The 19,978-nt window shown below is 65.3% G+C and carries 17 protein-coding genes and 1 tRNA gene; 12 read left to right on the top strand and 6 right to left on the bottom strand.

The features are described 5' to 3' along the window. The first annotated feature begins 17 nt into the window (after nucleotides 1-17). The 5 genes from Tchl_RS16315 (at nucleotide 18) to Tchl_RS16295 (ending at nucleotide 6,685) form a co-directional block, all read left to right on the top strand. Nucleotides 18-2,255, top strand: a complete 2,238-nt coding sequence (locus tag Tchl_RS16315) for an NADP-dependent isocitrate dehydrogenase (protein ID WP_075149291.1) — start codon at nucleotides 18-20, stop codon at nucleotides 2,253-2,255. A gap of 300 nt (nucleotides 2,256-2,555) precedes the next feature. Then, the gene (gene icd, locus Tchl_RS16310; RefSeq protein ID WP_075149290.1) at nucleotides 2,556-3,800 is read left to right on the top strand and encodes an NADP-dependent isocitrate dehydrogenase; all 1,245 of its coding nucleotides are present in this window, start codon (nucleotides 2,556-2,558) and stop codon (nucleotides 3,798-3,800) included. 247 nt (nucleotides 3,801-4,047) lie between these two features. Further along, entirely contained in the window at nucleotides 4,048-4,302 is a 255-nt protein-coding gene (locus Tchl_RS16305) for a DUF4212 domain-containing protein (RefSeq protein WP_075149289.1), read from the top strand. Nucleotides 4,303-4,314: 12 nt separating this feature from the next. Continuing rightward, nucleotides 4,315-6,120, top strand: a complete 1,806-nt coding sequence (locus Tchl_RS16300) for a sodium:solute symporter family protein (RefSeq protein ID WP_075149288.1) — start codon at nucleotides 4,315-4,317, stop codon at nucleotides 6,118-6,120. A gap of 166 nt (nucleotides 6,121-6,286) precedes the next feature. Then, nucleotides 6,287-6,685, top strand: a complete 399-nt coding sequence (locus tag Tchl_RS16295) for a hypothetical protein (protein ID WP_075149287.1) — start codon at nucleotides 6,287-6,289, stop codon at nucleotides 6,683-6,685. 57 nt (nucleotides 6,686-6,742) lie between these two features. Here Tchl_RS16295 and Tchl_RS16290 read toward each other — a convergent pair whose 3' ends face one another. From Tchl_RS16290 to Tchl_RS16265, 6 genes are all read right to left on the bottom strand, one after another. Continuing rightward, a complete protein-coding gene (locus Tchl_RS16290; RefSeq protein ID WP_075149286.1) occupies nucleotides 6,743-7,003 on the bottom strand; it encodes a DUF4212 domain-containing protein in 261 nt (86 codons plus the stop codon). Between the two features lie 94 nt (nucleotides 7,004-7,097). Next, nucleotides 7,098-9,161 carry an elongation factor G gene (fusA, locus tag Tchl_RS16285; protein WP_075149285.1) on the bottom strand — a complete coding sequence of 688 codons (2,064 nt, stop codon included), beginning with the start codon at nucleotides 9,159-9,161 and terminating at the stop codon, nucleotides 7,098-7,100. A gap of 117 nt (nucleotides 9,162-9,278) precedes the next feature. Then, entirely contained in the window at nucleotides 9,279-10,847 is a 1,569-nt protein-coding gene (locus tag Tchl_RS16280; protein WP_083945323.1) for an MFS transporter, read from the bottom strand. 131 nt (nucleotides 10,848-10,978) lie between these two features. Then, nucleotides 10,979-11,713, bottom strand: coding sequence for an LrgB family protein (locus tag Tchl_RS16275; protein WP_075149283.1), 735 nt, complete (start codon nucleotides 11,711-11,713; stop codon nucleotides 10,979-10,981). Further along, entirely contained in the window at nucleotides 11,710-12,069 is a 360-nt protein-coding gene (locus tag Tchl_RS16270) for a CidA/LrgA family protein (RefSeq protein ID WP_075149282.1), read from the bottom strand. Before Tchl_RS16270 ends, Tchl_RS16275 begins: the two co-directional genes overlap by 4 nt. Before the next feature lie 4 nt (nucleotides 12,070-12,073). Next, on the bottom strand, nucleotides 12,074-12,856 hold the full coding sequence (locus Tchl_RS16265; RefSeq protein WP_075149281.1) for a sulfite exporter TauE/SafE family protein: 783 nt from the start codon (nucleotides 12,854-12,856) through the stop codon (nucleotides 12,074-12,076). A 392-nt stretch (nucleotides 12,857-13,248) separates the two neighbouring features. Between Tchl_RS16265 and Tchl_RS16260 the strand changes: the two genes are divergently transcribed. The 7 genes from Tchl_RS16260 to ccoP all read left to right on the top strand — a co-directional run bounded on the left by Tchl_RS16260 (nucleotide 13,249) and on the right by ccoP (nucleotide 19,977). Beyond that, nucleotides 13,249-13,324: transfer RNA gene (locus tag Tchl_RS16260), tRNA-Thr, on the top strand. A 188-nt stretch (nucleotides 13,325-13,512) separates the two neighbouring features. After that, the gene (locus Tchl_RS16255; RefSeq protein ID WP_075149280.1) at nucleotides 13,513-15,996 is read left to right on the top strand and encodes a heavy metal translocating P-type ATPase; all 2,484 of its coding nucleotides are present in this window, start codon (nucleotides 13,513-13,515) and stop codon (nucleotides 15,994-15,996) included. Between the two features lie 33 nt (nucleotides 15,997-16,029). Continuing rightward, the gene (gene ccoS / locus Tchl_RS16250) at nucleotides 16,030-16,239 is read left to right on the top strand and encodes a cbb3-type cytochrome oxidase assembly protein CcoS (RefSeq protein ID WP_075149279.1); all 210 of its coding nucleotides are present in this window, start codon (nucleotides 16,030-16,032) and stop codon (nucleotides 16,237-16,239) included. 573 nt (nucleotides 16,240-16,812) lie between these two features. Next, entirely contained in the window at nucleotides 16,813-18,243 is a 1,431-nt protein-coding gene (ccoN, locus tag Tchl_RS16245; RefSeq protein WP_075149278.1) for a cytochrome-c oxidase, cbb3-type subunit I, read from the top strand. A gap of 15 nt (nucleotides 18,244-18,258) precedes the next feature. Then, on the top strand, nucleotides 18,259-18,894 hold the full coding sequence (gene ccoO / locus Tchl_RS16240; protein WP_075149277.1) for a cytochrome-c oxidase, cbb3-type subunit II: 636 nt from the start codon (nucleotides 18,259-18,261) through the stop codon (nucleotides 18,892-18,894). An 11-nt stretch (nucleotides 18,895-18,905) separates the two neighbouring features. Next, a complete protein-coding gene (locus Tchl_RS16235; protein WP_075149276.1) occupies nucleotides 18,906-19,094 on the top strand; it encodes a CcoQ/FixQ family Cbb3-type cytochrome c oxidase assembly chaperone in 189 nt (62 codons plus the stop codon). Next, nucleotides 19,087-19,977: a cytochrome-c oxidase, cbb3-type subunit III gene (ccoP, locus tag Tchl_RS16230; RefSeq protein ID WP_075149275.1), complete on the top strand. Its 891-nt coding sequence runs from the start codon at nucleotides 19,087-19,089 to the stop codon at nucleotides 19,975-19,977. Before Tchl_RS16235 ends, ccoP begins: the two co-directional genes overlap by 8 nt. Nucleotide 19,978: the final 1 nt, after the last annotated feature.

Below are 19,978 nucleotides of genomic sequence, written 5' to 3'. Positions count from 1 at the left end.
TGAGGGAGAAAGAAGTCATGTCTTCGCAGCAGCCGACCATCATCTACACCATCACCGACGAAGCCCCCATGCTGGCGACCGCCGCCTTCCTGCCGGTCATCCGCAGCTTCACCGGTCCCGCCGGCATCCAGGTCGATGAGGCCGACATTTCGGTCGCCGCCCGCGTCCTGGCCGAATTCCCGGAATACCTGAGCGACGCGCAGAAAGTGCCGGACACGCTCGGCGAACTCGGCCGCCTGACCCTGCTGCCGGACACCAACATCATCAAGCTGCCCAACATCAGCGCTTCGGTCGCGCAGCTCAAGGCGTGCATCAAGGAGCTGCAGGAGAAGGGATACAAGATCCCCGACTTCCCGGACGATCCCAAGACCGACGAGGAAAAGGCGCTCAAGACCCGCTACGGCAAGTGCCTGGGCTCGGCGGTGAACCCGGTGCTGCGCGAAGGCAACTCCGATCGTCGCGCACCGGCCGCGGTGAAGAATTACGCGAAGAAGCACCCGCACTCGATGAACGAGTGGAAGCAGTGGTCGCAGACCCACGTCTCGCACATGGAGCATGGCGACTTTTACCATGGCGAGAAGTCGATCACGCTCGATCGCGCACGCGACATCAAGATGGAGCTGATCACCAAGTCGGGCAAGGCGATCGTGCTCAAGCCCAAGATCGCGCTGCAGGACGGCGAGATCATCGATTCGATGTTCATGAGCAAGAAGGCGTTGTGCGCGTTCTACGAGGATCAGCTGGCAGACTGCCGCGAAGCCGGGATCCTGTTCTCGCTGCACGTCAAGGCGACGATGATGAAGGTCTCGCACCCGATCGTCTTCGGCCACTGCGTCAAGATCTACTACAAGGAAGCCTTCGAGAAGCACGGCAAGCTGTTCGACCAGCTCGGCATCAACGTCAATAACGGCATGGTCGACCTGTACGACAAGATCAAGACCCTGCCCGAGTCCAAGCACGACGAGATCATCCGCGACCTGCATGCCTGCCAGGAACACCGTCCGCCCTTGGCGATGGTCGATTCGGCGAAGGGCATCACCAACTTCCACTCGCCCAACGACATCATCGTCGACGCCTCGATGCCGGCGATGATCCGCGCCGGCGGCAAGATGTGGGGCGCCGACGGCAAGCAGTACGATTGCAAGGCGGTGATGCCGGAATCGACCTTCGCCCGCATCTACCAGGAGATGATCAACTTCTGCAAATGGCACGGCAACTTCGATCCGCGCACGATGGGCACCGTGCCCAACGTCGGCCTGATGGCGCAGAAGGCCGAGGAATACGGCTCGCACGACAAGACCTTCGAGATCCCCGAGGACGGCGTGGCCAACATCACCGACCTCGCCACCGGCGAGGTGCTGCTGGCGCAGGACGTGGAAGCAGGCGACATCTGGCGCATGTGTCAGGTCAAGGATGCGCCGATCCGCGACTGGGTCAAGCTTGCCGTGACCCGCGCGCGCAATTCCGGGATGCCGGCGATCTTCTGGCTCGACCCCTATCGCCCGCATGAGAACGAGCTGATCAAGAAGGTGCAGACGTACCTGAAGGACCACGACACCAGCGGCCTCGACATCCAGATCATGTCCCAGGTGCGCGCGATGCGGTACACCCTCGAACGCGTCGCCCGCGGTCTCGACACCATCTCGGTGACCGGCAACATCCTGCGCGACTACCTCACCGACCTGTTCCCGATCATGGAGCTGGGGACTTCGGCGAAGATGCTGTCGATCGTGCCGCTGATGAACGGCGGCGGCATGTACGAGACCGGTGCCGGCGGTTCTGCGCCGAAGCACGTCCAGCAGCTGACCCAGGAAAACCACCTGCGCTGGGATTCGCTCGGCGAGTTCCTCGCCCTGGCGGTCTCGCTCGAGGACCTCGGCATCAAGACCGGCAACGAGAAGGCCAAGATCCTTGCCCGCACGCTGGACCAGGCCACCGGCAGGCTGCTCGAGAACGACAAGTCGCCCTCGCGCCGCACCGGCGAGCTCGACAACCGCGGCAGCCAGTTCTACCTGGCGATGTACTGGGCGCAGGAGCTGGCCGCGCAGACCGAGGACAAGGAGCTGCAGGCCCGTTTCGCACCGCTCGCCAGAACCCTGACCGACAATGAGCAGAAGATCATTGCGGAAATGAAGGCGGTTCAGGGCAAGCCGGCCGATATCGGCGGTTACTACCGCGTCGATCCCGACAAGTGCACCGCGGTGATGCGTCCGAGCGCCACCTTGAACGCCGTGCTGGCCGCTGCGAGCGCCTGAGCCCAGCGCCGCCCCGCGCCTGCGGGGCGACTGTGATCCGGAGGACGGCGTGTCCTCCGGCGAGAAACGCCAGGGCCCGCCCTGGCGTTGTGCTTGGTGCGCGCCTCGGGGCGTTCCGCGTGCAGCACCGTGCCGTGGTTCGGCGATGGCTGGCTTTTGATGGATAATCGAAAGACAGTCTCGGCGCAGCCCGGGCCGGTGCCGCCATGGGCTGGCGCCGCGCCGATGCCGGGTGCCGCCGACTGCCGGCAGCCCAGTGGAACTCTTTGTCCGACGCACGTTCACCAGGAGGGAGCAGGCATGAGCACATCTCACATCAAGGTTCCGGCAGGTGGCCAGAGGATTGTTCCGGGGCAGGCGGTTCCCGACAATCCGATCATTCCCTTCATCGAGGGCGACGGTATCGGCGTGGATATCACTCCGGTGATGATCAAAGTCATCGATGCCGCGCTCGACAAGGCCTACGGCGGCAGGAAAAAGATCCACTGGATGGAAGTCTATGCCGGCGAGAAATCGACCCGGCTCTACGGCCCGGACCAGTGGCTGCCGAAGGAGACATTCGATGCGTTGAAGGCGTACTCGGTGTCGATCAAGGGGCCGATGACCACGCCGGTCGGTGGCGGCATCCGTTCGCTGAACGTCGCCTTGCGCCAGGAGCTCGATCTCTACCAGTGCGTGCGCCCGGTACGCTGGTTCCGCGGCGTGCCTTCGCCGCTCAAGGACCCGAGCAAGGTCGATATGGTCATCTTCCGCGAGAATACCGAGGACATCTATGCCGGCATCGAGTGGCAGGCCGAAACCGAAGGCGCACGGAAAGTCATCAAATTCCTGCAAGAAGAAATGGGGGTGAGGAAGATCCGCTTCCCGGAAACGTCCGGGATCGGGATCAAGCCGATTTCCCGCGAGGGGACTTCGCGCCTGGTGCGCGCAGCGATGCGCTATGCGATCGACAACGACCGCAACAGCGTCACCATCGTGCACAAGGGCAACATCATGAAGTTTACCGAGGGCGCCTTCCGTGACTGGGCCTACCAAGTCGCGCGCGAGGAGTTCGGTGCCCAGCCGATCGACGGCGGCCCGTGGTGCAGCTTCAAGAACCCGGACACCGGGCGCGAGATCATCGTCAAGGACGCCATCGCCGATGCCTTCCTGCAGCAGATCCTGCTCCGCCCGGCCGAATACGACGTCATCGCCTGCTGCAACCTCAACGGCGACTACATCTCGGATGCGCTCGCCGCCCAGGTCGGTGGCATCGGCATCGCGCCGGGAGCGAACATTTCCGACCTCTATGCCTGTTTCGAAGCCACGCATGGCACGGCGCCGAAGTACGCCGGCCTCGACAAGGTGAACCCGGGGTCGCTGATCCTGTCGGCCGAGATGATGCTGCGCCATCTCGGCTGGAAGGAGGCCGCCGACCGGGTGGTCGGGTCGATGGAAGCTGCAATCGGCGACAAGGTCGTGACCTACGACTTCGCCCGCCTGATGGACGGTGCGCAGGAGGTGAGCTGCTCTGCATTCGGCGATGCGATGATCGCCCGCATGTGAGGCTTCGCGCGATGCCGGCGGCGCTCCCGATTGCGCCGCGATCGATCCGGAAAACCCGCCATCGCACTGAGACGGCGGGTTTTTTATGTGCGCCCTACCGGCAGTTCCGGTAGTTCAGGGAGCGGTAAGGCTTTGTAAGCAATAAGTAAGACTGATGTTCCTATAATGCCCTCGCTGTCGTATGCATGAAGCCGCGTTGCCGGCAGATCCATGCGGTAGGGAGTGACACTTCTGACGAGGAGACATTATGGAAAACAACAGTACGGGCTACTGGAAAGCCACGCTGGGCCTCCTGACCAAGATCATGATCGTATGGTTCCTGGTCTCGTACGGCGCCGGCATCCTCTTCGCACCCATGCTCGACACCATCAAGCTCGGCGGCTATCCGCTCGGCTTCTGGTTCGCGCAGCAGGGTTCGATCTATGTGTTCATCGCGCTGATCTTCTTCTATGCGAAGAAGATGGGCGAGATCGACCGCAAATTCGACGTTCACGAAGACTGACCGGGGGCACACATGGATCTTCAGACTCTGACCTACCTGGTAGTGGGCGCCTCCTTCGCGCTCTATATCGGGATCGCGATCTGGGCGCGCGCCGGCAGCACCAGTGAATTCTACGTCGCCGGCGGCGGCGTCCATCCGGTCACCAACGGCATGGCGACGGCGGCGGACTGGATGTCGGCGGCATCGTTCATCTCGATGGCCGGCCTCATCGCCAACATGGGCTACGGCGGCTCGCTGTTCCTGATGGGGTGGACCGGCGGCTACGTCATCCTCGCGATGTGGCTGGCGCCCTACCTGCGCAAGTTCGGCAAGTTCACCGTGCCCCAGTTCATCGGCGACCGTTACTACTCGAAGACCGCGAGCACGGTGGCCGTTGTCTGCCTGCTGACGGCCTCGATCACCTACGTGATCGGCCAGATGACCGGTGTCGGCGTGGCGTTCTCGCGCTTCCTCGGCGTCAGCAACGAGGTCGGCATCTACATCGGCATGGGCATCGTGTTCGCCTACGCGGTGTTCGGCGGCATGAAGGGCATCACCTACACTCAGGTGGCCCAGTACGTGGTGCTGATCCTGGCCTACACCATCCCGGCGATCTTCATCTCGCTGAACCTGACCGGCAACTTCCTGCCGCAGCTCGGCCTCGGGGGGACCCTGGTCGGCACCGACACCACCCTGCTCGACCGCCTGAACCAGGTCGTGCTCGACCTCGGCTTCGCCGAATACACCACCTCGGTGCCGGGCAGCACGCTCAACATGTTCGTCTACACCGTGTCGCTGATGATCGGTACCGCGGGCCTGCCGCACGTCATCATCCGCTTCTTCACCGTGCCGAAAGTGTCCGATGCGCGCTACTCCGCGGGCTGGGCGCTGGTCTTCATCGCCATCCTGTACACTACCGCGCCGGCCGTGGCGGCGATGGCCAAGTTCAACCTGCACCAGACGGTGAACAGTGCGATCGCGACCAATGGCGATCTCTACGCTGAGGAAGCGAGCCTGAAGTACGACGAGCGTCCGGCCTGGATGGCGCGCTGGGAAAAGACCGGCCTGCTGAAGTGGGAGGACAAGAACGGTGACGGCCGCATCCAGTACTACAACGACAAGACCAAGAATGCCGAGGTCGCGTCGAAGGCCGAGCAGGCGGGCTGGAAAGGCAGCGAGCTGACGGTGAACGCCGACATCATGGTGATGGCCAACCCGGAAATCGCCCTGCTGCCCAACTGGGTGATCGCGCTGGTGGCTGCAGGCGGCATCGCCGCGGCGCTGTCGACGGCGGCCGGTCTGCTGCTGGCGATCTCGTCGGCGGTCTCGCACGACCTGGTGAAGAACGTCTTCGCGCCGAACATTTCCGACAAGAACGAGCTGCTCGTGGGCAAGATCTCGATGGTGTTCGCGATCGTGCTTGCCGGCTACCTCGGCCTCAACCCGCCGGGCTTCGCTGCCGGCACTGTGGCCCTGGCCTTCGGTATCGCCGCCAGCTCGCTGTTCCCGGCGATCATGCTCGGCATCTTCTCCAAGAAGATGAACAAGGAAGGCGCCATTGCCGGCATGCTGTCGGGCCTGTTCGTAACCCTGTTCTACGTGTTCGCACACAAGGGCCTGTTCTTCATCAAGGGCACCGAGTACCTCGACCTGATCGGTGGGGCGAACGCCTTCTTTGGCATCACGCCGGAAGCCTTCGGTGCGATCGGCGCGTTGGTGAACTTCGCCGTCGCCTTCGCGGTGGATAAGGTCACCAAGGAGCCGCCGGAGCACATCCAGCACCTGGTCGAAGAAGTGCGCATCCCGCGCGGCGCCAAGGCGGTCGACGGCGCGCACTGATTCAAGGCGCGAGCAGCGCAGCATGCAGCAATGCCAGCACCGCCCCTCTGCGGAGGGCGGTGCTGGTGGAGAACCTCGTCAGCGGCTGCGGTGGCGGGGTTCTTTCTTTTGTGGCACTTTCGGGTCGTGGCAGACGTTCTGCACCCTCCCGTGACTGGAGCAGTCGATGGTCCTGGACCCAAGCGTGGTACTGACGTGGATTCTTTTTCTGGCCTTGTTCCCGATCGCCTTCTTCTGGCTGCGGCGGGCTTGGCGCATTCTCGTCAGGGGTGATTTTTCCGAAGTCGCGCTCCGGCGCGGCGTGCCCCCGGCGAATCCGGCGAAGTTCGCTCCCTTTGTCGCGGCCCTCAACCTGGTGTGCGGGGCGGTGATCGTGTTTGTGATCTTCGGCGTCATTAGTGCCCGCCTCGATTACGAAACCTGGAGCTCGACCGCGGGGATCACGATCTGGAGCAAGTTCCTGTTCGACTTCATCCTCGGCCGCCACGCCCATCCGGTGGCGTGGGGGCGCAAGAAGAAGGCCGCTGGCGAAACGGCAATGCCATCGGGCCGCTCGGACAAGTAGGGCGGCAATCGGCGAAGCCCGCCGCCGGGCGGCGCACCCGGAGCGCTCCCGCTGGCTTCAGCGGCGCTCGTGGACGCGGTAGCGTCGATCCAGGCGGTTCATCGTCCATACGTAGATGACGATGATCGCCAGGTAGACGATCAGCGACCCCTGGGCGAACAGGTAGAAACCGAGCGGGAACCCGAGGAAGTCGAACTGGTTGAGTGCGCTGGCGTGATAGCCGGCGACGAAGGTCACGCCGAACCAGATCAGCAGCAAGGATACGGTCAGCGCGATGTTGCGGCGCCAGTAGGCGCGATGGCGTTCGGTCAGGTTCATGACGGTCTGCGCTTCGGATCGGCGCCGGGCCGCGCCTTTTTCACTTTCGGGGGCTCTGCGGCCCGCGCCGGGGTCATGGGCCGCAGCACGGTGCTCAGTGCGAGCCGTTGCCGTTGCTGTCGCCGTTGGCGTGGATGCGGGCGAGTTCGGATTGTACGTCCCGCGGGGCGGGCTCATGGCCGCCGGCTTCGAGCACGAATTCGCTTTCTCCGGCGCAGATCGCTTTCAACCGGCTTTCGAAGCCTTCCAGCCCGGCCATCGGTACGCGCGCCGAGATCAGCGTCCAGCCCGGGGCCGGGCTGTCGGTGGCGGTCAGGCGGCCGCGCCGTCCGGCCAGTTCGGCGCTGACTTCGCCGAACAGCGCATCGGCCACTTTCACTTGTACGTCGAGCAGCGGCTCGAGCACCAGCGGCCGGGCGGCGAGCACCGCCTCGATGAGGGCATGACGCCCGGCGGTGACGAAGGAGACTTCGTTCGAGTCCACCGCATGGTGCTTGCCGTCGGTGACCACGACCCGGATGTCCTGGAGCGGAAAGCCGGCGAGCGCCCCTTCGGCGAGAGCCTGGCGCACGCCTTTTTCCACCGCGGGCATGAAGTTGGTCGGGATCGCCCCGCCCTTGACCTCGTCGGCCAGCTCGATGCCGCTGCCACGTGGCAGCGGCTCGACGCGCAGCGCGACTTCGCCGAACTGGCCGGCGCCGCCGCTCTGCTTCTTGTGGCGGTAGCGCGCCTCGGCGACGATCGAGATCGTCTCGCGGTAGGGAATGCTGGGGGTGGCGGTGTCGAGCTGCAGGTTCCAGCGTGCGGCGAGCTCCTCGAGCACGATTTTCAGGTGCTGCTCGCCCAGCCCGCGGACCACGGTGCGACGGTTGCGCGGATCGAAGCTCACCTCGAGGCAGGGGTCCTCGTCGGTGAGGCGGGCGAGCGCTTCGGACAACTTCTGCTCGTCGGCCGGCTTGCGTGTCATCAGCGCGAGGCCGAAGACCGGCTGCGGGTAGTCGGGGGCGGAGGCTAAATGGTGGTAATCCTCGTCGTGCGAGTCATGGAGCACGGCGTCGCGCTCGATCTCGTCGACCCGCGCCACCGCACACAGGTCGCCGGGAACGGCAAGCGGAGTTTCGACCGCGTTGCGCCCCTGCATGCGCAGCAAGTGGGCGACCTTGAACGGTTTGCGCCCGTCGCCGATGTAGAGCTGGGAATTGGGGGTGAGCTGCCCCTGGTGCACGCGGAACAGCGCGAGCTTGCCCCGGTAAGGGTCGTTGGCGACCTGGAAGACGTGGGCAACGGCATGGCGCTCCGGGTCAAGGGCGACTTCGACCGGCGCGGCAGCCTGGCCTTCGCCCTTCAGGAACCGCGGCGGATTACCCTCGGTGGGGTCGGGGGCGAGCCGGCCGAGGATGTCGAGCAGCTCGGGTACCCCGGCGCCGCTGCGTGCCGAGACGAAGCACAGCGGGATCAGGTGGCCTTCGCGCAGGGCGCGCTCGAAGGGGGCGTGCAACTGCTCGGGGTCGAGCGACTCGCCCTGTTCGAGATATTGCCCCATCAGCGCCTCGTCGAGCTCGACGATCTGGTCGACGAGCGCGTCGTGGGCGGCGGAAACCGTGGAGAAGGCCGTCGCTGCCGACGTGTCGGGGGCGAAAAAGCAGTCCACGACCCGGCTGCCGTCGGCCGAAGGCAGGTTGATCGGCAGGCATTCGCGGCCGAAGGCGGCGCTGACCGATTCCATCAGGGTCGCGAAGTCGATCCCTGCCGCATCGATCCGGTTGACCACGATCATGCGGCACTTGCCTTTGGCGGCGGCCATCATGCGCCGCGTGCCGCTCTCGATTCCGGCCGTGGCGCTGAGCACGATGGCCGCCGTATCGACCGCCGGCAGGCTGAGCAGGGCACGGCCGGCGAGATCGGGCAGGCCCGGGGTGTCGAGCAAGTTGATCCAGTGTCCGGCCCACTCCAGATGCACCAGCGCGGTGTGCAGGGAATGGCCCATGGCCTTTTCCTGCGGGTCGAAGTCGGCCACCGTGTCGCCGCGCTCGATGCTGCCGCTGGCCCCGATCTCGCCCGCTGCTGCGAGCAGGGCTTCGACCAGCGTGGTCTTGCCGCTGCCGGCGTGGCCGAGCAGGGCGAGGTTGCGGATGTCGTGTACCGAGCTGGGTGTCATGGTTCGCCTCCCTACGGGTTGAATGGCTTCAAGTGTCCGCCTGCCGACGGCGGAAGGCAATGGATCCCCGTTTTCGATGCCCGTGTCCTTGTGCCGGCCCCATTCCAGTGGGCGTGCTCACGCGCTGCGCAGGCCGGCGAGCCGGGTCAGGCCGATCGCCGCCAGTGGCAGCAGCAGGCCAAGCAGGGTGACGGTGACGAGCAGGGGGCCAAGCTCGGTGTAATCCGCCGGGGTGGTGATCACGCCGCTCGCCGCGTCGCGGACCTCGCGCGCGATCGTGTACAGCTGGTTGAGATATTTGGTGCCGAGCTGCGAGGCCGACAGGGCGAGGTTGGTGAAAGAGGCCATCACCGCAAAGAAGGTGGCCTTCAGGTGCGGTGGCGCGGAATTTGCAATCCAGGCCAGCATCGGCACCATCGACACCTGGCCGAGCGGGGACTCGAGCGCGGTGTTGGCGATGGCGATGAAACGCGCATCGACGGTGCCTCCGGTGTGGGCGGCGGTCCATTCGTGCAGGCCGTGGAACATGCCGATGATCGGCAGCGACAGCAGCGTCGATGCGATGGTCAGGAAGATCACGATGTTGGCGATCGACTTTTCCGCCATGAAGCGGCGGAACAGGAACAGGCCGGCGAGCGTCAGCGTGCTGGTGATCAGGTCCAGGCGCGACAGGAAGCTCTGGTCGAAGCCGAGTTCGTCGATCATCCACCAGCTCGCCCCTGCGCCCGGGCCGGGCAGGGTGCGGAAGGCGAAGATGATGATCACGGTGCCGAGCAGGGTGCGCGCGGCTTCGGCCGAGAGTTCGCGCAGCAGGCGGGCGATCATCACGGCGATGATCGTGAACGAGGCTGCGAAGATGATTTCCTGGCCATATTCGATGCCGGACAGGCCGATGCCGACGGTCAGCGCCACGAACACCGCGCTGCCGCCGAGGATCCACCCGTTGGGCGCGGTTTTTTCTTCCGGCTCGTGGAGCAGGCGGTCGATTTCGGCGCGGCTGTGCCCGAGTGCGGCCAGCCGCCCCGCCTCGCGTCGTTTGAGGAAGCCGCCGAGCAGCACCCCGCTCACCGAGAGCAGCGGAATGATCAGCGCCAGCTCGTAGATGCGCAGGTAGATCGCCACCTTGTCCGCTTCGGGAAGGCCCTCCGAGCCCTGGAACATGACGACGTTGGCGAGTGACACCAGCACCGTGCCGCCGATGATGGCGACGCGGCCGAGCATCTGCATCGTGGTGTGCATCAGGCGCACTGTGTCCGCGGGAATGGGCCGGCCGTACTGGTCGAGGCGCGGCACCGCCTCGACCGTCATCGCGTCGGCCACCGCGTCCTGCATTACATAGCCCACCGGCGACAGCAGCACCGACAGCACGAACCAGGCCTCCACCGGCATCACTGTGCGCATCGCGTCCGGATGGCCAATCAGACCGATCATGATCGCCAGGCTCGCCGCGATCAGCATCGCGCCGAAATACACCAGCCCGGCCTTGTGCCGCCACATCAGATCGACCAGGTGGCCGATCGGCATCTTCAGCGCCCATGGGATCCCGGCCCAGAAGCCGAGGGCGGCGAGGAAGGCTGCCGACAGGCCGAGGTAATCCTTGACGAAGAAGGTGCCGACGATGCCGGTGAGCCCGGACACGCCCGCCGCGCAATACACCATCAGCGGCGGCAGGAAGGACAGCCGCATCTCGCGGCCGAGTTCGAGCAGGTTGCGGTCGATCCAGCGGAATACGGCATTCGGCACGCGGGAACCTCGTCACAGGGATTCAATTGGCAATTGGCCGCCGGGTCGGCGGCGGCGCCTTGCCACGTCGATGCTCAGCGCACGAACAGCCGTTCGACCAGCGGCAGGATCCACGGCAAGGACAGCGCGGTAAGCAGTCCGTTCAGCCCCATCGCCAGTGCGGCGAAGGCGCCCGCCTGTTCGCTGACCTGGAAGGCGCGCGCGGTGCCGATGCCGTGCGAGGCGATGCCGATCGCGAATCCGCGCACGGCGTGGTCGTCGATGCGCAGCCAGAGGAACAGGCTGCGCGCGCATACCGCGCCGAGGATGCCGGTGCTGATCACCAGCACCGCGGTCAGCGAAGGCAGGCCGCCGAGGCGCTCGGCGACCGCCATCGCGATCGGGGTGGTGACGCTCTTGGGGGCGAGCGACATCAGCGATTCGCGGCTGGCGCCGAGCAGCGCCCCGATGCCCCAGGCCGACAGTGCCGCAGTCAGTGAGCCGGCGACCAGGGCGAGGCTCAGGGGGGCGGCCAGCGCCTTCAGCTTCGGCCATTGGGCATACAGCGGAATGGCCAGGGCGACGGTGGCCGGACCGAGAAGGAAGTGCACGAACTGGGCGCCGTCGAAATAGCTCTGGTAGGGCGTGCCGGTGAGCAGCAGCAGGCTGGCGAGCAGCGCCACCGCGATCAGCACCGGATTGGCGAGCGGGTGAAATCCCAGGCGGCGGTAGATCTGGAAGGCCGCCTGGTAGGCGAGCAGGGTCATCGTCAGCCCGAGTAGGGGCGAGGCCGACAGATAGACCCAGATTTCCTCGAACTGCGGCGTCATCGCGCGCCCTCGCGGTCGCGGCGGCGGCGGGCGAGGGCCTGGAGGAGGAGTGCGGTGACGATGATCGCCAGCAAGGTGCTGGCCACCATCGCCACCACCAGCGGCAGCCATTCAGCGGCGATGCGCTCGCCGTAGAGGACGATGCCGGTGCCGGCCGGCACGAACAGCAGCGACAGATGTTGCAGCAACTGGCCCGATGTCTGGCGCAGACTTTCACCGGGGCCGCCGCGCAGCATCAGGGCGATGAACAGCAAGGCCATGCCGATCACCGGGCCGGGGATCGGCAGGGCAAAGCTGTGGGCGAGCACTTCGCCGGCGAGCTGGAAGACGAGGAGAAGGGTCAGGGCGGCAAGCATCGGTTCAGAGGGTCTTACCGAAGTAGTACAGGGTGAGCAGGCCGCCGACGCCGATGATGAACCGGCGCAGCCACAGCGCAGGAACCCTGCGCGCCACCGCCGCGCCCCCGTAGCCGCCGATCGTGGCGGTGGCGATCATTACCAGGGTGTGTGGCCAGGACACGGCGCCGGCGAGTACGAAGGTGGCGACGGCGACGCTGTAGATCACCGCCGACAGCCAGTTCTTGAGGGCGTTGATCTCGTGCACGTCCTTGAATCCCTGAATCGCGAGCGCGGCGATCATCAGGATACCCATGCCGGCACCGAAAAAACCGCCGTAGATCGACACCACTAACTGGAACACATAGCCGCCGGGGCCGATATGGCGTTCGTCCGCGCCGTCCGGCGCCGGTTTCCATTTCTTCACCAGCGCCGAAATCTGCCCGCTGAAGGCGAACAGCACGGTCGCGACCAGCAGCAGCCAGGGGATCAGCTTGGCGAAAGCGGCGTTGGAGGTCGCCAGCAGCAACAGGCCGCCGGCGATCCCGCCGAAGAAGGCGACCACCGAGAGCATCGGCAGGCTTTTCGAGAAGCGCTTCAGCTCGCGGCGAAAGGCCCAGGCGCCGGCCAGGCTGCCCGGCCACAGTGCCACCGAATTGCTCGCATTGGCGATGACCGGTGGTACGCCGACCGCAAGCAGTGCGGGAAAGGAGAAGAAGGTGCCGCCGCCGGCGACCGAGTTGACTGCACCGGCGGCGAAGGCAGCGATGCCGATGAGGGCGATGTCGAGGAGATCCAGGCCGGGCATGGGTAGGTCGGAGCAGGGCTATCGATTCGGCAAGGTGCCGGCGGGAGCCGCAGATCGCGCGTGCTGCCGCGGGTCGAAACCGACCCGCGGCGCCGCGTTCTGGTCTGGGCATGTCTCCTCCGCCCCGAATGGGAACGAAGTGTAATGGAGGCCCATAGAAAACAGAAGATGCTTCGAAAAGAAAATTGAATACTTCTTCGTCGTGGTTTACCCGAACTTCTGGCTGGCGTACCCGGTGGCGAGCCGGGGGCGGCAGTGTCTGCCGAGCGTCCGGGCGGGGGCTTGACGCATGCTGTGGGTGTTGCACCGCAGATCCGGGCCGGAGCGCTTCAAGGTGGCGCTGCGTAGTGGTTGAACCGATCGCGTGCTCTGTTGTATAGTCCGCGCTCTTCGCCGGCATAGCTCAGTTGGTAGAGCAGCGCATTCGTAATGCGAAGGTCGGGGGTTCGACTCCTCTTGCCGGCACCAGCGGATACAAGGAAAAAGGCCAGCCCTTCGGGGTTGGCCTTTTTCCTTCCGGTGTTCGTGCCGCATGCCAGCGGGTTCATGTTGCGGCGCAATAGCGAAGGCGTGGCGGATGTGCTAAAAGAAAATCCCGTTTTGGCTCTGCTCCCGCTGTCTGCGCTTGCTGCGACAGCGGCGCTGCATTCGTACCAATGACCACCGCCGAATTGCCTGTGGCCGCAGCCGACGCTGCCGACGACCGCGACTGCTACCACTGCGGCCTGCCCGTTCCATCCGCTACGCAACACTTTGTGCGCGTCGATGGTGCGCTGCGGCGGATGTGCTGTGTCGGTTGCGAAGCGGTCGCCCAGTCGATCGTCGACAACGGGCTCACCGACTATTACCGCCACCGCGATGCCATGCCCGAGCGCCGTCGTGAAGCGATGCCGGCCGAGTTGCAGGAACTCGGCTTGTTCGATCACCCCGATTTCCAGAAAAGCTTCGTGCGCCCGGTGGGCGAGCACGAGCGCGAAGCTGCGCTGATTCTCGAAGGCATTACCTGCGCCGCCTGCGTGTGGCTCAACGAAAACCACGTCGCCCGCCTGCCGGGCGTGTCCGCGATCCAGATCAATTACGCCACCCGGCGCGCCCGCGTGCGCTGGGACGAGCGCCGGATAAAACTGTCCGACATCCTCGCCGCGGTCCGGGCGATCGGTTACCGCGCCTACCCCTATGACGCCGAACGCTCCGAGCAGATCGCCGGCCGGGAGCGGCGCTCGATGCTGTGGCGGCTGTTCGTTGCCGGCTTCGGCATGATGCAGGTCATGATGTATGCCTTTCCTGCCTACGTGGCGGGGGAGGGCGAGCTGACCCCGGACATCGAGTTGCTGCTGCGCTGGGCGAGCCTGGTGCTGACCCTGCCGGTGGTGCTGTATTCGGCTGCCCCCTTCTTTCAGCGCGCCTGGCGCGACGTGCGCCTGCGCCGGCTCGGCATGGATGTGCCGGTGGCGCTGGGCGTGGGCAGCGCCTTTCTCGCCAGCCTGTGGGCGACGCTGACCGATGGCCCCGAGGTGTATTACGACTCGGTGACGATGTTCGTGTTCTTCCTCCTCGGCGGGCGTTACCTGGAGATGCTCGCGCGCCAGAAGGCGGTGCGCGGCGTGGAGGAACTGGGCAAGGCGCTGCCCTCTTTCGCCGAGCGGCTCGGCGGCTGGCCTGCGAGCACCGACGGTGAGCGGGTGCCGACGGTGCAGCTGATGGCCGGAGATGTGGTGCGCGTACGCCCGGGCGAGGCCGTTCCTGCCGACGGCGTGGTCGTCGAGGGTGGGAGCGAAGTCAATGAGGCGCTCCTTACTGGGGAGAGCATGCCGGTGCCGAAGGGGGTAGGCGATACGCTGACCGGCGGCAGCATCAACGTGTCTTCGCCGCTGCTGCTGCGCGTGGAACAGGTCGGCGACGCCACCCGGCTGGGGGCGATCCGCCGCCTGATGGAGCGTGCCGCCGGTGAGCGACCGCGGATTGCGACCCAGGCCGAGCGGGTCGCGGGCTATTTCATCGTCACCCTGCTGGTGCTTGCCGGAGCGACCGCTATCGCGTGGTACCTCATCGATCCGGCGCGGGCGCTGTGGGTCAGTGTCTCGGTGCTGGTGGTGGCGTGTCCCTGTGCATTGTCGCTGGCGACGCCGACCGCGCTGACGGTGGCGACCGATGTGCTGGCGCGGATGGGGGTGTTGGTGACGCGCGGCCATGCGATCGAGACCCTGGCCAAGGCCAACCGTTTCGTTTTCGACAAGACCGGGACGCTGACCCTCGGGCGCATGCGGCTGGAGGAAGTACGGGTGCTGGGCGAACGCGACGAGCCCGGATTGCGTGCCCTTGCCGCGGCGATCGAGCAGGGCTCCGAGCATCCGGTTGCGGCCGGCTTGCGCGAGGCGGCGGGTGGCTTGATCCTGCCGCCGGTCGCCCGGCTCAAGGCCGAAACCGGGAAAGGGGTGGAGGGCTGGGTGGACGGGGCGCGCTGGTGGATCGGGCGCCCCGACCATGTCGCTGCATGCGCCGGACTGGCGCTGCCGGACGAACTCGCGGAGCTCGCTGCCCGCGGCGGGACGGTTGTGGCGCTGGCGTCGCCCGCCGGCTGGCAGGCACTGTTCCGGCTTGCCGATGGCCTGCGTGCGGAAGCGGCCGCGTTCGTCTCGCGTCTCGCCCGCGAACAAGCCCGGATGAGCGTGCTGTCGGGCGATGCGCCGCCGGTGGTGGCGGCGGTGGCGAACACGCTGGGCATTGCCGATGCCCGGGGCGGAATGAGCCCGCAGGACAAGCAGGCCTGCATCGTGCACCTGCAGCGTGAGCCCGGCGTGGTGGTGGCCATGGTGGGCGATGGCGTCAATGATGCGCCGGTTCTGGCGCAGGCCCATGTCTCGGTCGCGATGGGCGGTGGCACCGACCTGGCGCGCAACCAGGCCGACATCGTGCTGCTCAACGAAAATCTGGCCAGCCTGGGGCAGGGGATCGATCTGGCGCGCAAGACGTTGAGGATCATCCGCCAGAATCTGTGGTGGTCCTTTGCCTACAATTTCACGTCTGTGCCGCTGGCGATGGCCGGGCTGGTCACTCCCTGGATGGCGGGGCTGGGGATGGCGGCCAGCTCCTTGCTGGTGGTGCTCAATGCGCTGCGCCTGCAGCGCCCGTTCCGCTAATCGAACCGCGCCAGGATTGAGGATCGAAAGAGGATGGAAAGCCTTTACCTGTTGATCCCGATCTCGGTTGTGCTTGTGTTCGTCATCGGGGTGCTGTTCTGGTGGTCGCTGCGCAGCGGACAGTACGACGACCTGGAGGGGCCGGCCTATCGCGTCCTGCTCGATGACAGGGATGTCCCTCCCGTCGGGCATCGGGCGGAAGAAAACACCGGTCGCGGCAAGGACGAAGAACCACGAGCCTAGGTCGTTCAGGCGTTGCAGATCCCCCCTGAAAGGCGTGTTGACCTAGGTCAACACGCCTTTCAGGGGGGAGAGCATACTGCCCCCATGGTTATCGGTGAGGCCGGCCGGGGCGGCCGGTTCGATACCTGCAGTTTTGTCTCTCTGTTGGGGTTGGGGGTGCGTGCATACGCACCCTTTTTTTGTCTATAGCCCCGACCTTCTCCATCGCCCCGATCCTCCGATCCCGCGGTGCGCCAGCGCCTTGCCGGCTCTGGCTCCTTTTCTTCGTCGTTTCCTATCCGCCCAGTCCGCCATGTCTGGCACTCCATGCAGCTTTCCGGCTGCGGCTTCGTCGCGTCTTGTCCGGGTCGGTGCAGGGCAGTTCAGAGGCATTATTTTCATATTTGTTTGGACTTCGTCCAGTTTATACTTTCGAACGATGCCGCGCTGCAATAGAATGTTGATTTAAGTCAATCGAGGGGGGCCGCCCCGGCGTAATCTGGCCCGTGCATGCGCATGGCGTCGGGCCCTCCGGCGCTCCGGGCGGGATGAGGTTGTGCTCGCAGAAGTTTTTAAAACGAAGAGGTGACTCACATGCAATCGCAAGCGACTTATAACTATAAAGTCGTGCGCCAGTTCGCCATCATGACGGTGGTGTGGGGCATCGTGGGCATGCTGGTCGGCGTGATCGCCGCAGCACAGCTCGTGTGGCCGGAACTGAACGCGCATGAATTCCTGCATTTCGGCAGGCTCCGTCCGCTGCATACCAATGCCGTGATCTTCGCATTCGGCGGGTGCGCGCTGTTTGCCACCTCGTACTACGTCGTGCAGCGCACCTGTCATGCCACGCTGTTCGCCCCCGGCCTTGCCGCGTTCACTTTCTGGGGCTGGCAGCTGGTGATCGTGCTGGCGGCGATCACCTTGCCGCTGGGGTACACCTCTTCCAAGGAATACGCCGAACTCGAGTGGCCGATCGACATCCTGATCGCGATCGTCTGGGTGTCCTACGCGGTGGTGTTCTTCGGCACCATCGCTCGGCGCAAGATCTCCCACATCTACGTCGCCAACTGGTTTTTCGGGGCCTTCATCCTCACCGTCGCCCTGCTGCACATCGTCAATAGCGCCGCGATTCCGGTGTCGCTGACCAGCATGAAGTCGTATTCGGCCTATGCCGGGGTGCAGGACGCGATGGTGCAGTGGTGGTACGGCCACAACGCCGTCGGCTTCTTCCTCACTGCCGGCTTCCTCGGCATGATGTACTACTTCGTGCCCAAGCAGGCCGACCGCCCGGTGTATTCCTACCGCCTGTCGGTGGTGCATTTCTGGGCGCTGATCTTCACCTACATGTGGGCCGGCCCGCACCACCTGCACTACACCGCGCTGCCCGACTGGACCCAGTCGGTCGGCATGGTGTTCTCGCTGATCCTGCTGGCGCCGTCCTGGGGCGGCATGATCAACGGCGTGCTGACCCTGTCGGGCGCCTGGCACAAGCTGCGCACCGACCCGATCCTGAAGTTCCTGGTCACCTCCCTGTCCTTCTACGGCATGTCGACCTTCGAAGGTCCGATGATGTCGATCAAGACGGTCAATGCGCTATCGCACTACACCGACTGGACGGTCGGCCACGTGCACTCCGGCGCGCTGGGCTGGGTGGCGATGATCTCGATCGGTTCGGTCTACTTCCTCATTCCGCGCCTGTACGGCAAGACCGAGATGTACAGCGTGAAGCTGATCAATGCCCACTTCTGGGTGGCCACCATCGGCGTGGTGCTCTACATCGCCTCGATGTGGATCGCCGGCGTGATGCAAGGCCTGATGTGGCGTGCCACCAACCCGGACGGCACGCTGACCTACTCCTTCGTCGAGAGCGTCAAGGCCAGCTATCCGTTCTGGACCATCCGCTTCATCGGCGGCGTGCTCTTCCTCTCCGGCATGGTGATCATGTTCTACAACATGGTGAAGACCATTTCCGGCCAGAAGGCCTATGACGCTCCGGTGATCGCCCCCGCAGCCGCCCACGCCTGACCGGAGAACGACAACATGGCTCAATCGAAACACGACAAAGTCGAACGCAGCGTCTTCCTGCTGATCGTGCTCACGCTGCTCACCGTCAGCGTGGGTGGCCTGGTGGAAATCGTGCCGTTGTTCTTCCAGCACTCGACCACTTCGGCGATCGGTCCCGGGGGCACGCAGCTCGATGTCAAGCCTTACGATCCGGTGCGCCTGGTCGGACGCGACATCTATGTCCGCGAAGGCTGCTACAACTGCCATTCGCAGATGATCCGCCCGTTCCGCGCCGAAACCGAGCGTTACGGCCACTACTCGGTGGCCGGTGAATACATCTACGACCATCCGTTCCAGTGGGGCTCGAAGCGCACCGGGCCGGATCTCGCCCGTGTCGGCGGCCGTTATTCGGACGAATGGCAGCGCGTGCATCTGCTCAATCCGCGCGACGTCGTGCCCGAGTCGAACATGCCGGCCTTCCCCTGGCTCGATCGTCCGGTTGAGGCCGATGACATCCAGGCGAAGATGCGCGCGCTGAACAAGGTCGGACTGCACAAGTACAGCGAGGAGGAAATCGCCGCCGCGCCGGCCGCGCTCGAGGGCAAGACCGAGCTCGATGCGGTGGTGGCCTACCTCCAGGGGCTGGGGACCGCGCTCCAGAACGTACGCTGAGGGAGCGCGCCGTGGATATCAACGACTTCCGGAGTCTGCTCACGGTGGTGGGCCTGCTGTGCTTTCTGGGCATCTGCGCCTGGGCTTACAGCAGGCAGGCCAAGGCGGGCTTCGACGAGGCGGCGCGCCTGCCCCTGAGCGATGACGACGTGCCGGCCATCGGCGGCCGGCAAGACAAAGAGGGAAAAGCAAATGGCTGACTTCATCAGCGGTTTCTGGAACGCGTATGTGATGGTCCTCGTGACCCTGTCCATCCTGTTCTGCGTGTTCGTGCTGGCGTCCAACATGACCCGGCGCAAGGAAGGCGCGGCGGAACTGCACGGGCACGTGTGGGACGAGACCCTGGCCGAGTACAACAATCCGCTGCCGCGCTGGTGGATGTACCTGTTCTGGATCACGATCGCATTTGCCATCGTCTATCTGGCGATCTATCCCGGGTTCGGGGACCGCAACCAGCATCGTGGGCAATGGGCGCAGTACGCGACCGAAATGAAGGCCGCCGACGAGCGCTTCGGGCCGGTGTTCGCGAAGTACCGGCAGATGGATCTCGCCGCGGTCGCGGCCGACCCCGAGGCCAACGCGACCGGGCAGCGCCTGTTCCTGACCTACTGCGCGCAGTGCCACGGCTCCGCCGCGCAGGGTGCGAAGAGCTTCCCCAACCTGACCGACAATGAATGGCTGTGGGGCGGCGAGCCCGAAACCATCCGCACCACCATCCTCGGCGGGCGCATGGGGGTGATGCCGCCGTTCGGGCCGACGCTGGGCGCCGAAGGGGTGAAGGACGTCGCCAACTACGTCCGTTCCCTGTCCGGTCTCGCCCACGACTCCTTGCGCGCCCAGCGCGGGAAGGATGTGTTCGCGACCAACTGCGTCGCCTGCCACGGCGCCGACGCCACCGGCAATCCGCTGATGGGGGCGCCGAACCTGACCAACAAGTCCTGGCTGTACGGTTCGACCGAGGCCACCATCATCGAAACGGTGACCCATGGCCGCAGCAACAAGATGCCGGCTTTTGGAGAATTTCTCGGCGAGGACAAGGTGCACATGCTGGCAGCGTATGTGCTGAGCCTCGGCAAGAAATGAG

Source organism: Thauera chlorobenzoica (assembly GCF_001922305.1).
In the GTDB taxonomy this organism is placed as follows: domain Bacteria; phylum Pseudomonadota; class Gammaproteobacteria; order Burkholderiales; family Rhodocyclaceae; genus Thauera; species Thauera chlorobenzoica.
The sequence above is the reverse complement of the archived record's forward strand: the minus strand, read 5'-3'. Positions and strand labels throughout refer to the sequence as shown.

What these genes read in the sequence shown, in the direction of transcription:
- Tchl_RS16315 (WP_075149291.1), top strand. Translation starts at nt 18, where the DNA reads ATGTCTTCGCAGCAGCCGACCATCATCTACACCATCACCGACGAAGCC.
- icd (WP_075149290.1), top strand. Translation starts at nt 2,556, where the DNA reads ATGAGCACATCTCACATCAAGGTTCCGGCAGGTGGCCAGAGGATTGTT.
- Tchl_RS16305 (WP_075149289.1), top strand. Translation starts at nt 4,048, where the DNA reads ATGGAAAACAACAGTACGGGCTACTGGAAAGCCACGCTGGGCCTCCTG.
- Tchl_RS16300 (WP_075149288.1), top strand. Translation starts at nt 4,315, where the DNA reads ATGGATCTTCAGACTCTGACCTACCTGGTAGTGGGCGCCTCCTTCGCG.
- Tchl_RS16295 (WP_075149287.1), top strand. Translation starts at nt 6,287, where the DNA reads ATGGTCCTGGACCCAAGCGTGGTACTGACGTGGATTCTTTTTCTGGCC.
- Tchl_RS16290 (WP_075149286.1), bottom strand. Translation starts at nt 7,003, where the DNA reads ATGAACCTGACCGAACGCCATCGCGCCTACTGGCGCCGCAACATCGCG.
- fusA (WP_075149285.1), bottom strand. Translation starts at nt 9,161, where the DNA reads ATGACACCCAGCTCGGTACACGACATCCGCAACCTCGCCCTGCTCGGC.
- Tchl_RS16280 (WP_083945323.1), bottom strand. Translation starts at nt 10,847, where the DNA reads ATGCGGCTGTCCTTCCTGCCGCCGCTGATGGTGTATTGCGCGGCGGGC.
- Tchl_RS16275 (WP_075149283.1), bottom strand. Translation starts at nt 11,713, where the DNA reads ATGACGCCGCAGTTCGAGGAAATCTGGGTCTATCTGTCGGCCTCGCCC.
- Tchl_RS16270 (WP_075149282.1), bottom strand. Translation starts at nt 12,069, where the DNA reads ATGCTTGCCGCCCTGACCCTTCTCCTCGTCTTCCAGCTCGCCGGCGAA.
- Tchl_RS16265 (WP_075149281.1), bottom strand. Translation starts at nt 12,856, where the DNA reads ATGCCCGGCCTGGATCTCCTCGACATCGCCCTCATCGGCATCGCTGCC.
- Tchl_RS16255 (WP_075149280.1), top strand. Translation starts at nt 13,513, where the DNA reads ATGACCACCGCCGAATTGCCTGTGGCCGCAGCCGACGCTGCCGACGAC.
- ccoS (WP_075149279.1), top strand. Translation starts at nt 16,030, where the DNA reads ATGGAAAGCCTTTACCTGTTGATCCCGATCTCGGTTGTGCTTGTGTTC.
- ccoN (WP_075149278.1), top strand. Translation starts at nt 16,813, where the DNA reads ATGCAATCGCAAGCGACTTATAACTATAAAGTCGTGCGCCAGTTCGCC.
- ccoO (WP_075149277.1), top strand. Translation starts at nt 18,259, where the DNA reads ATGGCTCAATCGAAACACGACAAAGTCGAACGCAGCGTCTTCCTGCTG.
- ccoP (WP_075149275.1), top strand. Translation starts at nt 19,087, where the DNA reads ATGGCTGACTTCATCAGCGGTTTCTGGAACGCGTATGTGATGGTCCTC.